Annotated in this window: 13 protein-coding genes; 3 read left to right on the top strand and 10 right to left on the bottom strand. The window is 64.6% G+C overall.

Going from position 1 to position 14,145, the window contains the following annotated elements; genetic code table 11:
- Positions 1-43 precede the first annotated feature (43 nt).
- Positions 44-1,594, bottom strand: a complete 1,551-nt coding sequence (locus QA649_RS22225; RefSeq protein WP_283019070.1) for a 4-hydroxyphenylacetate 3-hydroxylase N-terminal domain-containing protein — start codon at positions 1,592-1,594, stop codon at positions 44-46.
- A gap of 88 nt (positions 1,595-1,682) precedes the next feature.
- Between QA649_RS22225 and QA649_RS22220 the strand changes: the two genes are divergently transcribed.
- Positions 1,683-2,306 (top strand): TetR/AcrR family transcriptional regulator, encoded by a 624-nt coding sequence (locus QA649_RS22220; protein WP_283019069.1) that lies wholly within the window; start codon positions 1,683-1,685, stop codon positions 2,304-2,306.
- A 4-nt stretch (positions 2,307-2,310) separates the two neighbouring features.
- Positions 2,311-2,844 (top strand): isochorismatase family protein, encoded by a 534-nt coding sequence (locus QA649_RS22215; protein ID WP_283019068.1) that lies wholly within the window; start codon positions 2,311-2,313, stop codon positions 2,842-2,844.
- Positions 2,845-2,955: 111 nt separating this feature from the next.
- On the opposite strand, the gene QA649_RS22210 is transcribed toward QA649_RS22215, so the two are convergent.
- Positions 2,956-3,729, bottom strand: a complete 774-nt coding sequence (locus QA649_RS22210; RefSeq protein WP_283019067.1) for a helix-turn-helix transcriptional regulator — start codon at positions 3,727-3,729, stop codon at positions 2,956-2,958.
- 108 nt (positions 3,730-3,837) lie between these two features.
- On the opposite strand from QA649_RS22210, the gene QA649_RS22205 reads away from it, so the two are divergent.
- Complete coding sequence (locus QA649_RS22205; protein ID WP_283019066.1) at positions 3,838-4,917, top strand: zinc-binding alcohol dehydrogenase family protein; 1,080 nt, start codon at positions 3,838-3,840, stop codon at positions 4,915-4,917.
- A 128-nt stretch (positions 4,918-5,045) separates the two neighbouring features.
- On the opposite strand, the gene QA649_RS22200 is transcribed toward QA649_RS22205, so the two are convergent.
- The 8 genes from QA649_RS22200 to QA649_RS22165 form a co-directional block, all read right to left on the bottom strand.
- Positions 5,046-5,747, bottom strand: coding sequence for an ABC transporter ATP-binding protein (locus QA649_RS22200; protein ID WP_283019065.1), 702 nt, complete (start codon positions 5,745-5,747; stop codon positions 5,046-5,048).
- A gap of 7 nt (positions 5,748-5,754) precedes the next feature.
- Positions 5,755-7,035 carry a lipoprotein-releasing ABC transporter permease subunit gene (locus QA649_RS22195; protein WP_018642337.1) on the bottom strand — a complete coding sequence of 427 codons (1,281 nt, stop codon included), beginning with the start codon at positions 7,033-7,035 and terminating at the stop codon, positions 5,755-5,757.
- A gap of 90 nt (positions 7,036-7,125) precedes the next feature.
- Complete coding sequence (gene proS / locus QA649_RS22190) at positions 7,126-8,445, bottom strand: proline--tRNA ligase (protein WP_183238930.1); 1,320 nt, start codon at positions 8,443-8,445, stop codon at positions 7,126-7,128.
- 145 nt (positions 8,446-8,590) lie between these two features.
- Positions 8,591-10,150 carry a CopD family protein gene (locus QA649_RS22185; protein WP_283019064.1) on the bottom strand — a complete coding sequence of 520 codons (1,560 nt, stop codon included), beginning with the start codon at positions 10,148-10,150 and terminating at the stop codon, positions 8,591-8,593.
- The gene (locus QA649_RS22180) at positions 10,150-10,668 is read right to left on the bottom strand and encodes a YcnI family protein (protein WP_283019063.1); all 519 of its coding nucleotides are present in this window, start codon (positions 10,666-10,668) and stop codon (positions 10,150-10,152) included. Before QA649_RS22180 ends, QA649_RS22185 begins: the two co-directional genes overlap by 1 nt.
- A gap of 20 nt (positions 10,669-10,688) precedes the next feature.
- Positions 10,689-11,123, bottom strand: a complete 435-nt coding sequence (locus tag QA649_RS22175; RefSeq protein ID WP_283019062.1) for a hypothetical protein — start codon at positions 11,121-11,123, stop codon at positions 10,689-10,691.
- Positions 11,123-11,644 (bottom strand): copper chaperone PCu(A)C, encoded by a 522-nt coding sequence (locus tag QA649_RS22170; RefSeq protein ID WP_283019061.1) that lies wholly within the window; start codon positions 11,642-11,644, stop codon positions 11,123-11,125. Before QA649_RS22170 ends, QA649_RS22175 begins: the two co-directional genes overlap by 1 nt.
- A 38-nt stretch (positions 11,645-11,682) precedes the next feature.
- A complete protein-coding gene (locus QA649_RS22165; RefSeq protein ID WP_283019060.1) occupies positions 11,683-14,139 on the bottom strand; it encodes a TonB-dependent receptor in 2,457 nt (818 codons plus the stop codon).
- Positions 14,140-14,145 lie beyond the last annotated feature (6 nt).

The following is a 14,145-nucleotide window of genomic DNA, read 5'->3' as shown; positions in this document are numbered from 1 at the left end:
TCCACGGAACGTAGGTGAAAGTTGGCTCGCGAAAGCCGAGCAGCTATTTGGCGGCGCCTTCGAGCGCCGGCAGAGCGGCGTGCTGCGGAGGCTCCGGCACCTGGCAGCCGGTTGCACAGCAGCGGCCGGGCTGCTTCGAGACGCGGCGCCCCTCATCGAGAATGCCGCGGTCGAGAAGACCTTCGACCAGCTCGATCTTCTCCATCACCGGGTAGTTGCGCCAGATCTCGCGCTTCATCGCTTCCGGCGAGCCGCCGCCGTGCAGCGAGATCACCGAGTACCAGCCGGCTTCGTGCGACACCGTCAGGTCCTCAATGAAGCGGGCAACTTCGGCCCGCTTGTCGGCGGGGACGTCCGGCCGGCCGCCCATGACCGCGGCAAGCGACGCCTTGGTCTCGGGGTTGTGGTCCTCCTCCGGACCCGGCAGGGCGACGATCAGGCCGCCCGAGACGTAGTGCGCGACGCGGTGCATGTCGTAGATCTTGGTGGCGAGCAGCAGCTTGCCGATATTGGAGAACACCGCGTCAGGCATCACCGATCCGGCCGGATCCTTCGTGCAGTACACGGACGAAGCCACGCCGCAAGCGTAGAAGCTCTCCGTGATGGTGATCAGTTCGACCATCGCCTCGCGGATATGGGCGTGGCGATCGATGTCGAGCCCATTGGCCTCGATCATCAGCGCGCCCGCGCCGATCAAGAGATCGCCGAACCCGGCGCGGGCACCGATGCAGGAGTGCCGGTGGTGGGTCGCATAGGACGTCGTGAGGAAGCCACCCTCCTCGGTCTCGCCCGCTAGGAAGACGCGATCGTGCGGCACAAAGACGTCGTCGAACATGACGACGCCGACCGACTGGCCGTACTTGGCCGAGAATTTGGCCGACGCCTCGCCGGGACGGCCGGCGGGCCGCGAGATGATGGTAACGCCGGGCGCATCACACGGCACCGCGCAGCACACCGCGAAATCCTTGTCCTCCGGATTGTGGGTCCGGCAGGGCATGACGAGGAATTCGTGCATATAGGGCGCGCCGGTGACGATGGCTTTGGTGCCGCGGATGACGATGCCATCCGGACGGCGCTCCTTGATGTGCACGTAGACGTCCGGATTGACCTGCGCGCCCGGACGCTTCGAGCGGTCGCCCTTGGCGTCCGTCATCGCAACGCCAAGCGTCAGATCCCGGTCCTGGATGTCGTGCAGGTAAGCGAGGAAGCGCTGGCTGTAGTCGGTGCCGTGACGGTCATCCGTCAGCTTCGTGGACTGGAAGATGCCGTTGAGGGCGTCGTGCGTGAGGTAGCGCTGCGCGCAGCCGACGGTCTTGCAGACCAGGCGGACGGCCTCGAGCTTGAACAGTAGGTCCTGCGAGGTCTCGTTGATGTGCAGCATCCGGTTCACGATCTTGCCGGAGGTGCCCTGCCGCGCCGTCATGATCGGCACGTGCTCGTGCTTGAGGGCGAAATCGTAGGTAACGCCGACGCCGGCGACGCCCGGCGCGAGCAGCGGCTCGTCGGCGACGCTTTCCACGGCGCTGCCATTGACGAAGACCCGCGGCTTGTAGGCGCGAAGGGATTCCCGGTAGTCGGCACCCGACATCATCATGACGCCACTCCCTCTTGTTTGAATAATTGAACATTGTTAGATTATTTAACGCTGTTAGAATTGATGTCAAGCGGGATTCGAGGGGCGAATGGTCGAAAAGCGGCAAAGCCGGCGCGAGGCGGTCAGCGGACACAAGCGGGAACTCATCCTGGATGCGGCGAAGCAGGTCTTCGCGGAGGAAGGGCTGGAGGGCGCTAGCCTTCGGTCCATCGCCGTCCGCGCAGGCTACACGCCGGCCGCGCTCTACTTCCACTTCGAATCCAAGGAGGCGATCTACGCCGAGGTGTTGAAGGGATCCCTCGCCTCTCTCGGCGCCGCCGTCAGCCGAGCGGTCGCGCAGGCGAAGTCACCGGCGCTGCGGCTGAAGGCCGCCGCCATGTCGTTCTTCCGGTTCTACGCGGACAATCCACGCGACCTGGACCTCGGCTTCTACCTGTTCCGCGGCGGCATGAAGCCGGCAGGTCTTGGACATGAACGCGACGAGATGTTGAATGCGGCTCTCGAGTCGGCCCTGCGCCCGATCGCCGACGGCGCGATCGAACTCGGCGCCTCACGGCAGAGGGCCAATCTGCTGATGGTCGATTGCTTTGCCCATGCCACCGGACTGCTGTTGTTGCTGCACACCGGCCGCATCCGGATGTTCGGTGCGTCCGCGCCTGACCTGATGGAGGCTTACGTGAAGGACCGCATCGCCCACCTATCGGAACGGTGACACCATGCTCACGATCGACCGGAAGCGCTCGCTCCTGCTCGTCGTCGACGTCCAGTCGCGGCTGATGCCCGCCATTCACGACGGTGAGGCCGCCATTCTGAATACGAAGCGCCTCATCGAAGCGGCGAAGCTCGTTAACGTCCCCCGCTTGTACACCGAGCAGAATTCCAAAGGCCTCGGACCGACTGTCGCCGGCCTGGCCGTCGAGCAGGATCGGCTGGTCCACAAACAGTTCTTCGACGCCTGCCGCGAGGAAGGTTTTCTCGACCGCGTTCCCGCCGACGGCCACATCGTCATCGCCGGCTGCGAGGCGCATGTCTGCGTCCAGCAAACCGTGCTCGGCCTGCTGCAAGCCTCGCGGAAGACCTATGTGGTGCGCGACGCCCTGGGCTCGCGACGTCCAGAAGACAAGGAGACTGCAATCCGCCGCATGGAACGGCATGGCGCGGAAATCGTGACAACGGAGATGGCCGTCTTCGAATGGCTTGAGACAGCCGAGCACGCAGAATTTCGACGAGCGGTTGCGTTGATCAAGTAAGGCACGACATCCGCCCTCCCGGATCGATCGATGACGCCCGGTCTGGTCACCGATGGATCGCAGTGCTGTTCGCTCACGGCCGGAAATTGACAGCCGGCCTCAACCTCCGGCCTACACCGGCGTGTAAATCACCAGCTTCAGCGCGGGATCGTCATTGGCCTGAAAGCTCGTGTGCTCGAAATGCAGCACGCCGAGGGTGGGATGGTTCATGGTCTTGCGGCCCGACATGGTGCTGCGGATCTCGTGCGCTTCCCACCATTTGACGAATTCCGGACTGCCCTCGCGCAGCCGCGTGAGCAGCTCGGTGAAGGCGGGATCGCCGGCCCAGACGTCGTGGGTGGCGCGAAACATCGCGACCATGGCCTTGGCGACATCGGCCCAGCCTGCGCCGTAACGCTTGCGCGTCTGCCTGTTGGTCATCATGAGGAGAAGCGTGTTGCGATCCTGCTCGGGCAGCTGACCGAAGGCAAAGACCTCCTCGGCGGGGTCATTCCAGGCCAGCACGTCCCACCGCCGCCCGGTGATGTAGGCCGGCTGGTTCAGGCTCTCGATCATCCGCCGGATGGACGGCGGCACGACCTCCGGCACGAACGCGCGCTTGTCGCCGTCGCGCGCCAGCGCCTTCAGGTGTGCGTGCTCGGTCTTTGAGAGGCGCAGCGCGCGGGCCAGCGCGTCGATGGTGGTGACCGATGGGCTGACGGTGCGGCCCTGCTCGAGGCGGATGTACCAGTCGACGCCGATGCCGGCGAGCTGGGCGACCTCTTCGCGGCGCAGGCCCGCGGTGCGGCGCCGCCGGCCGGCGGGCAGGCCGACCGTCTTCGGCGACAGCTTCTCGCGGCGGGACCTCAGGAAGTCGCCGAATTCGACGCGGCGTGGATCGGCCATGATGGGTGTCCTCGATGGAGGGACTCTATAATACTAGGATAATACCAGGCCTTCTTGTCGCTTCAAGGGCGAAGCATATCCACCTCACCCGTCCCTGAGGTGAACATCATGAAAGCTGCCGTGCTCAAATCCTTCGGCTCGCCGCTGGCGATCGAGACTGCCCCCGACCCGGTGCTCGGCACCGGCGAGGTCATCGTCGACGTCGTCGCCACGCGGGTGCTGTCCTACATGAACGAGGTCTTCAGCGGCGAACGCAACTACGCGCTCGACCTGCCTGTTATCCCCGGGCCGGGCGGCATCGGCCGCGTGCGGGCGATCGGCCCGGACGCGACCAAGCTTGCCGCCGGCGACTGGGTGTTCTGCGACCCGACAGTGCGCTCGCGCGACGACGCCGTCGCACCCGATATCGCCCTGCAGGGGCTCACGGCCGCCGGCCCCGGCGGCATGCGCCTGCAACAGCATTTTCGTCACGGCTCATTCGCCGAGCAGATGCGCGTGCCGACCGAGAACGTCAAACGCCTCGGCACGATCACGTCGGAGGACGCCACGCGGTGGTGCGCGCTGGGCACGCTGCTGGTGCCCTATGGCGGCTTCCTCGCCGCCAACCTGCAAGCAGGCGAGACCGTGCTGGTGAGCGGAGCCACCGGCAATTTCGGCAGCGCGGCGGTGTCGGTTGCGCTGGCGATGGGCGCGGCCTGCGTGGTGACGCCAGGGCGCAACGAAAGGATCCTCGCCGATCTCGTCCGCCGTTTCGGCAGCCGTGTGAAGCCGGTCAGGCTCACCGGAGTTGAGGACGACGACCGCGAAGCGATGAAGCGCGCCGCGCCGGGGCCGATCGACTGCGTGTTCGACATCATGCCGCCCTCGGTGAGCCCGACGGTCGTGCGCGCGGCGGTCATGACGGTGCGCGCCTACGGCCGTGTTGTGCTGATGGGCGGCGTCGGCATGGCCGGCGGCGCAGGGCTCGAGCTGCCCTACCCCTGGATCATGCGCAACTGCATCAGCATCCACGGCGTCTGGATGTATCCGCCCGACGCAGCGGCCCGCCTGATCGCGCTGGTGCGCTCGGGCCTGCTGCGGCTGGAGGAATACGAGACGACGGCCTTCGACCTCAACTATGCCAATGAGGCCGTGGCGCATGCCGCGGCGAATGGCGGGCCGTTCAAATTGACGGTGATCAGGCCGTAAAACAGCCACCTGCCCGCGATGCTCCGTCAGCGCCGTTTTGCCCGACACATCAAACGCCTGGCGGGCGTCGGGCCGGCCCTGGCTGAAACAGGCCGGCTACTGTGCATGGGGTTGTTTTCGCAGTTTTTTTATTCGAGCTCGACCACCTGGCCGTTCGACAGCGAGACCCGCCGGTCCATGCGGCCGGCGAGCTCCATGTTGTGGGTCGCGATCAGCATGGATACATGGGTCGCCTTGACCAGCTGCATCAGGGCCTGGAAGACGTGATCGGCCGTGTGCGGATCGAGGTTGCCGGTCGGCTCGTCCGCGAACAGCACCCGCGGCGCATTGGCCACCGCGCGCGCGATGGCGACACGCTGCTGCTCGCCGCCCGACAGCTCCGCGGGGCGATGGGTGATGCGGTCGCCGAGGCCGAGATAGCCGAGGATCTCCTTGGCGCGCTTGACGCTCTCGGACTTCTTCAGGCCGCGGATCATCTGCGGCATCATCACGTTCTCCAGCGCCGAGAACTCCGGCAGCAGCCGGTGCGACTGGTAGACGAAGCCAATATCGGTGCGGCGCAGCTGGGTGCGCTCGATGTCGGGCAGCTGCGAGGTCGGCGCGCCGTTGACATAGACCTCGCCGGAATCGGGCGCTTCCAGCAGCCCGGCAATGTGCAGCAGCGTCGACTTGCCGGAACCCGACGGCGCCACCAGCGCGACCGACTGTCCCGCCCACAGCGCGAGCTTGGCGCCGTCCAAAATCGTCAGCGGCACCTCGCCCTGCAAGTACTGCCGCTTTATCTCGTGGAGATAAATGACCGGTACGTCTTCCGCCCCCTGCTGCTCCATCAGCCCCTCACTCGTACCGGAGCGCTTCGACGGGGTCGAGGCGCGCGGCGCGCCAGGACGGATACAGCGTCGCCAGGAACGACAGCGTCAGCGCCATGATGACGACCGCCGTGGTCTCGCCGATGTCGATCTCGGCGGGCAGCTTCGACAGGAAGTAGAGCTCCGGCGAGAACAGCTCGGTGCTGGTCAGCCAGGACAGGAATTGCCGGATGGACTCGATGTTGAGGCAGATCACGAGGCCGACGACGAATCCGACCAGCGTGCCGACCACGCCGATCGAGGCGCCCGTGATCAGGAAGATGCGCATGATCGAGCCCTGCGAGGCGCCCATGGTGCGCAGGATCGCGATGTCGCTGCCCTTGTCCTTCACCAGCATGATCAGGCCGGAGACGATGTTGAGGGCGGCGACCAGCACGATCATGGTCAGGATCAGGAACATCACGTTGCGCTCGACCTGGAGCGCGTTGAAGAAGGTCGAGTTGCGCTGCCGCCAGTCGACCAGGAATACCGGCCGGCCCGCAGCCTCCGTCACCGCCTGGCGGAACGCGACGATCTGATCGGGATTGGTGGTGAACACCTCGATCGAGGTCACGTCGTTGCTGCGGTTGAAATAGGCCTGCGCTTCCGCCAGCGGCATGAACACGAAGCCGAGATCGTATTCGGACATGCCGATCTCGAACACGGCCACGATCTTGTACGGTTTGATGCGCGGCGTCGTGCCCATCGGCGTCACCGCGCCCTTGGGCGCCACCAGCGTGATGCTGTCGCCGGCATGCAGCGACAGCTGGTCGGCGAGGCGCCGGCCGATGGCGACGCCCTGCCCCTCGTCAAAACCCTCGAGCGAGCCCTGCTTGATGTTCTTGGCGATCGAGGTGAGGTTGTTCAGGTCATCGGAGCGGATGCCGCGCACCAGGACGCCCGAGGCGTTCCACGGCGAGGATGCCAGCGCCTGACCGTCCACCACGGGTGCGGCGAGCCGGATACCTTTCACCTGGCTGAGGCGGTCAGCGACGTCCTTCCAGTCGGTCAGCGGCGATTCCAGCGGCTGCACCAGGATGTGGCCGTTCAGCCCCAGGATCTTGTCGAGCAGTTCCTTGCGGAAGCCGTTCATGACTGCCATGACGATGATCAGCGTCGCCACGCCCAGCATGATGCCGAGGAACGAGAACCCGGCGATCACCGAGATGAATCCCTCCTTGCGGCGCGCCCGCAGGTAGCGCGCCGACAGCATCCACTCGAAGGGCGCAAAGGGCGCGGTTTGCACGGTTTCAGTCATGGTCTCGTCCATCGCTCGATAATCCCATGATTCGGGGTCAATTGTGGCCGGATTGGCGGCCGCGATATCGGGCGATGAACAATATTCAGCCGACCAGCCTTATCAGCCCACAAGTCTTGCGACCGCGTCCGCAGGCGACATGGTCTCGCGGGAGCCGTCGCTGCGCCGCTTGATCTCGACCTTGCCGTCGGCGAGCCCCTTCGGCCCGATCATGATCTGCCAGGGGATGCCGATCAGGTCGGCGGCAGCGAATTTGGCGCCGGCGCGCTGGTCGGTGTCGTCGTAGAGCACGTCGACGCCCTTGGCCTGGAGCTCGGCATAGAGCTTCTCGCAGGCCGCATCGACCGCGGCATCGCCCTGCTTGAGGTTGAGCACCACCGCGCGGAACGGGGCGACGGCCTCGGGCCATTTGATGCCGGCATCGTCATGGCAGGCCTCGATGATGGCACCCAGCAGGCGCGAGACGCCGACGCCGTAGGAGCCGCCATGGATCGGCACGTCGACACCATCAGGGCCCGCCACGAGCGCCTTCATCGGCTCGGAATATTTGGTGCCGAAATAGAAGATCTGCCCGACCTCGATGCCGCGGGTGTTCACGCGCTTGTCCGCGGGCACTTCCTGCTCGAATCGGGCGGCATCGTGAACGTCTTCCGTCGCGGCATAGACCGAGGTCCATTGCTTGATGATCGGCGTCAGGTCGCTGTCATAGTCGACGTCCTCGCCGGGCACCGGCAGGTCCAGCACGTCGCGATTGATGAACACGCCGGATTCGCCGGTCTCGGCGAGCACGATGAACTCGTGGCTGAGATCGCCGCCGATCGGGCCGGTCTCGGCGCGCATCGGGATCGCCTTCAGCCCCATCCGCGCGAAGGTGCGCAAATAGGCGACGAACATCTTGTTGTAGGCCACGCGCGCCGCCGCCTCGTTGAGGTCGAACGAATAGGCGTCCTTCATCAGGAACTCGCGGCCGCGCATCACGCCGAAACGCGGACGCTGCTCGTCGCGGAATTTCCATTGGATATGATAGAGATTCAGCGGCAGGTTCTTGTACGACTTCACATAGGCGCGGAAGATCTCGGTGATCATTTCCTCGTTGGTCGGCCCGTACAGCAGCTCGCGCTTGTGGCGGTCGGCGATGCGCAGCATCTCCGGGCCATAGGCGTCGTACCGGCCGCTCTCGCGCCAGAGGTCGGCGAGTTGCAGCGTCGGCATCAGCACCTCGATCGCGCCGGAGCGATCCTGCTCCTCACGCACGATCTGCTCGATCTTCTTCAGCACGCGGAAGCCGAGCGGCAGCCAGGCATAGATGCCGGCGGCCTCCTGCCGGATCATGCCGGCGCGCAGCATCAGCCGATGCGAGACGATCTCCGCCTCTTTCGGATTTTCCTTCAGGATGGGCAGAAAGAACCGCGACAACCGCATGGCAATACTCTGGGAATCAGTGAGGGGTTGCAGTGAAACCGGATTGAGAGCGAAAACACAAGACCGGGAATGAGGAAAAGCCGCTAACGCAACGGAATTCCTGTCATTTTTCCGTTGCCTTCAGGTTCAACTTGAACCGATTTGCCTACGGCGCCAGCTCGAGGTCGTCCTCCAGCGTGATCTGCTCGAAATCGGTCACCAGCGCATCGATCCGCACATGCCAGCGGCCAGCGAAGGGCAGCTCGACCTTTCGAACATGCCAGTAGCCATCCGGCCCGAGCGAGGCAGCCCGCGCCATCGGCTCGATGCCCCGCTCCGGCAGGTTGAGCGTCAGCATCACCTCCTTGACTGTCAGCAACGTCCCCTCGCCCGTCATGAGCTGGAGCACGAAATCATCGACGCCGGCCTTCCCCGGCGAGACCAGCACCTGGAACATCGCCTTGTCGGTGTGGATGTGGATCGCCAGCGGCGTCTCGGGAACTATGGTCCGCGGCGGCGGCGTGAAGCGCCAGCCGGCCACGACGGCGAAGATGGCGAGGGCGATGGTGCTTTCAAGCAGGATCGAACGCCTGAGCGCGGGCGCGGCCTTCTCGTCCCTCGCCAGGGCCGAGGTCAGCCGCAACCGATTGAGTGCGGCAAGCGCCAGCAGCAACACGGCCAGACCAAGCTTGATCGACAGGATCGCCCCATAACGGGTGTCGATCAGCGCGGACGGCCTTTCGAGCTGAACGATGGCAAGGCCAAGGCCGGTCAACGCCAGCGCACCGACGGCCAGCACGGCCATACGCGAAAACCGGTTCACGACCGGCACTGCCGCAGTCCCCGGCTTCGACACCAGCGCGGCGAGCGGCGCAAGGGCACCGATCCAGAAGGCGACGCCGAGGCCATGGAGGAAGATCGCCGGGCGCGTCAGCACCTCGGGCGGTGCCGTTGCTGCGTGCCCGGTCATGGCGAGCGACAGGCCAACGCCGATGAATGCGATCATCGCAGAGGCGCGCGCGTACCACGCGCTGCGCAGCGCCATCAGCGCGAACAGCATCGATGCGACCGCGACGAGCAGTGCGGGGCCGGCGCTGGTCGCGAATGCGACCTTCCACGGAGCAGCCGTCACGAGCGCCGCCAGCGGCAGCCCGAGAAGATCGAGACCCAGCGCACCGACGGATGCAACCGCGCTCGGAATGCCGATGAGGAGCGCCACGAACGGCACTGTCGTGCCCGACATCGACCACGCAATCCAGCGTGCGAAAAACACGCCGCCGACGCCGACGAACAGGCCGAGATAGAGACCGATCCGCGCCAGCCAGATCAGCGCGCTCAATCCGCCATCCGCACCGGCGGGCGGCTTCGTCGCCGTCGGAGCGCCGACCGAGAAGATCACCGATCCCGCGACGGGATGGCCGTCCTGCGAGATCACGCGATAGCTTACGACCGCCGTGCCTTGCGGGAGATCCGGCGGCATCCCGAGCGAAATGGTCTCGCCCGCTGCCTCGATGCGCGCGTCGTCCCGCCCCCTGCCCGCGCCGTCGATCAGCCGGATCGCGCCCGGCGTCACCGCCTCGTTGAAGCGCAGCTCCACCGCCTTCGGCGCAGTCTTCAGGATGCTGCCGCTCGCCGGATCGACCGAGACCAGAGCGGCATGGGCCGACGCGCCGGTCGCGAAGCCGACGACGAGCAACAGCGTCGCGAGCGCGGCGAGGAGGCGCATCAAGGTTTTGGCAGCAGCTTAACGCCAGGCGCCGGCGACTTGCTCTCATGCGAATGCCCTGCCCCTTCCGCCGGGATTTCGATCCAGCGGCTGACGCCGGTCTCGCATTCCTGGACCACGGGAAAGTAAAGGGTCGTGTTCGGCTTGAGGGCGTCCGTCAGCACAGTGTGCATGATGAACTCGTCATAGTTCTTGTCCGACAGCTTGCCGCCGGACCATGCGACCTCCTTGACGCCGGAAGAGAGCTTGTTGCCGTGATAGTCGTACTCGGCGGCGTATTTGCCTTCGACGACATCGATGGTCCAGCCCGCCTTCGGCATCGGCTTCACCGCGATCACCCCTTCCGGGACTTGCACGCGGATCTTCACCGTCGGCGAGCCCGCGCAGCCGTGCGGGACCGCGAACACGGCTTTGTAAGACGCCCCGACGGTGGCCTGCTTGCTCTCCAGAAAAACATGCGCCGCCGCAGGCGATGCGGCGAACACCGCAACAAGGAATAAGAGGGATTGCTTCGACATGTTCGGCCTCTCGAGCGCGGTCATTTGATCAGGATCGGCGCTTCGACGCTGACATGATCGGCCTCGGAGATCGAAATCCCGAGCCCCAGCATCCAGCGTCCGGGCGTCAGCTGCGCCACCTTCACGCGCCAGCCATCCTCGCCATCGCGCGAGGCCGTGACCGGAGCGAGCTTTCTTCCGGTCTGCGTATCCACGAGCGTCACCGATACGGCTTTGGCCGTGAGCGGTGTTTCGTCAACCGTCTCGAGCTGGATCGCGATCTCGACCGGGCCGGCACGCCCCGGGGAAACCGTGACATTGGCCATCGCCTTCTCGGTGTGCAGATGGGTGAAGAAGCTGTCGTCATCGGTCGCCGCGGCAAGCGGTGTCGCGGCAACCGACAGCAGCGCGGTCATTGCGAACGCGAGGCCCGCGATGGTTCGATTCGAGGTCACGAGGGACTTGATCTGTTTCATCACATTTTCATTCCCGAATGATCGTGCATCTTCTTCATCATTTGACCGCCATCGCCCGGCGCCTGCGCGCCGACGGCCTGTACATCGAGAGACACGGCGACCTTGCCGGCCTTCTCGAACTGAAGCGTCACCGGAACCTTGTCGCCCTGCTTGAACGGACCCTTCAGCTCCTGCAGCATCAAATGATTGCCGCCGGGCGCGAGCTTCACGGTCTTGCCGGGATCGATCGCCAGCCCCTTGTCGAGCGGACGCATCTTCATCACGCCATTGTCCATCGCCATCTCGTGGACCTCGGCCTTGCCCGCGATATCGGCAGAAACGCCGACCAGTCTGTCTGCGGCCGTCCCCTTGTTCTCGATCGTCAGATAGCCGCCCGCGACCTTGGCACCGCCCGGCGTCGCCCGGCTCCACGCCTGCGAGATGACGAGATCGCCGGCCTTGACGTCCTCGGCGCGCACGGGGGCGGCGAACATTGCGGCGAAGAGCGCTGCGAGCGCGAGGATGCGTGAGAGCTTAGTCATGTCATTTGCCTTTCTTGTCGTCAACATCGCCCCACCCGTCAGAACGTGTACTTGCCGGCGAGAACGAAGGTTCGCCCCGGAAACGGATGGAACAGGAAATACTGCTCGTTGAAGAGATTATCGATGCCGAAGTCGAACGCAAAATTCTTCGTCGCGTTGTAGCGGATCTTCAAGTCCACAACGAAGAAGTTATCGAACGCACCATAGACGTGGGAAACACGATCGGTGTTGTCCAGCGTCGAATATTGCTTGCCGCTGTAGCGTGCGGCAACCGTGTAGGCCCAGCTGTCGTTCGGCCGGTAGGTCACGCCGAGCTTGGCGCGCCAGTCCGGTACGAAGGGGACGCGCTTGCCGACGACCGTCGTGGGCGCGCCGGTCAGGGGATCAAATCCGGCCCAGCCCGCGTCAGCCAGGATCCGCGAGTCCACATAGGTGACGCTGCCGAACAACTGTAGACCGCTGACGAGAACGTTGTCCTTGTCGGCCGACAGCTCGACGCCCTGCATCCTGATCGCATCGACATTGCTGAATGTGGTCGCACTCTGGGTCGCGTTGATCATGTTGGTCTGCGCGATAATCGCGTTGTTGGTCCGCTCCCTGAACAGGGTCAACCGGACCCGGCCGTCATTCCAGTGACGCTCGATGTTGAGCTCGCCGGTGAAGTCCTGCTCGGGCCTCAGGAAAGGATTGGCCACCGTGATCGTGTTGCCGACAGTGACGTTCTGATAGAGTTCGAGGACGGTCGGATAGCGATAGGCCTCGCCGAAATTGACCGTGATGTTCCAATCCTTGTTCGGATCGTAGGAGAGCGATGCCTTCGGCGAGAAATTCGTCGAAGCAAGGCCCGGCTGGTTGGTCGCGAACGACGAGGTAATGACACCCGCTCCGTTGGCCAGGGTCACGACGTTCTGACCGTCGAGCGATTGCCAGGTCTCGAGCCTTCCACCCAGTGTCAGCTTCAGATTGGGCTGTATTTTCCAGGCGTCCTGAAGCCACAGCGCGCCAGTGCGGGTTTCACCCTGACTATTGGCATAGAGCTGTCCCGTCGCGGTCGAGGCCTGATACCAGACTGACGACCCATAGGTCGGATTTTCAAGACGATACCGGTCGCCGTGAATACCAAAACTGATCTCGTGCGCTCCGCCATAACCCAGCGGACGCCAGATGCCCTTGGCGTCGGCGTTCTGCCAATTGGTGCCGTCCATGCGCTGGATCTTGCCATTCTGCGAGAAGCCGACGCCGGTCGGCGTCGTGTAGGGATTGAGCTGGGTGTCTTCGAGATAGTTGTAGCTCGAGGCCGACAGGTCGAAATCGAATGTGCCCTTGGTGTCGCTCTTGATCGCAACCGCATTACTTACATGGGTTTGGTCCCAGATATATTTGGCATTCGCGAACGTCGTGATGTTGTTGAAGGTCGGCAGCCCCGTCGCCGTCGACCGCAGGTAGGTCTGGGGATCCGAGACCTGGTGATTATTCCAGATCCCGAACGAATAGGTCGCCTGCACCTGCGCGGTCACGTCATAGGCAAGGCGGATGTTACCGGACGTCTGCTGCGAATGCGCGAGGATGCCCGTACCAACCACATTGGCCGGGACGCCCTGCTTGTTCAGCGCGGGAAACGTACCGGTCGTGCCGGCCGGGATTGTGGCGCTCGTCGTATAGGTGAGCGGCTGCTGGTAGCTGTCGAGATAGTTCGCGCTCACAAGCCAGGACAGCTGGCCGTCGCGATTGCCGGCGGCGGCGCTGGTCTGGCTGGTCACGTAGGTCTCCTTGGTGCCGTATTGATTCCACGGCATGACGGACACCGTTTCCTTGGCGACCGCAAACGGCTTGTCCGGCATCTTTGACGAGATCAGCAGCACGCCGCCAATCGAGTTGCCGGGATAGGCGGCCGCGAACGGACCGTTGAGATAGTCGACCCGCCCGATCGCTTCCGGCGAGATCAGGCTCCACTTCGGCGAGGCATTGGTGTTGTTGTTGCCGATCAGCGCCGAAATCAGGAGATCGTCGTAATAGATCAACGTCCGCGCGCTCGAATTGAGGCCCCAGCTGCGCGTCGCGAGCACGGCATTGTTGTCCCCATCGTTGCGTTTCCGCACGAACAGGCTCGGCATGTATTTGACGGCGTCCTCAGGGTCCTTGAGATTGATCGTCTCATCGACCTCCTTCGCCGTGATGCTGAAGGAGCGCTGCGGCAATTGATAACGCGCCACGGCAGCCGGCGGCTCCAGCGACGGCCGGGTGCTGCCCGCGCCCTGCTCGCCCGTAATAACGGGAGCTGTCCGCTCGCTGGCGGGTTTCGCCGACCGGCTCCGGGCGGCAATCGTCTGCACCGACGGCTTGCGCGGCTTGGGCTTCGCTGCCGCGGGCGCCTCGACGGTAACCGGCGGCAGCACGGCGCTGCTGCTCTGGGCAAAGACTCCGCTCGACGAGGCAAGCAGCGTGGCCTGGACGGCAACGACGCTCACGCCACGGCGGGCATGGCAACGTGACATGGGGGC

The organism is Bradyrhizobium sp. CB1717 (assembly GCF_029714325.1).
In the GTDB taxonomy this organism is placed as follows: Bacteria; Pseudomonadota; Alphaproteobacteria; order Rhizobiales; family Xanthobacteraceae; genus Bradyrhizobium.
Note: the sequence above shows the minus strand (reverse complement) of the source record. Positions and strands in the feature narration are given on the sequence as shown.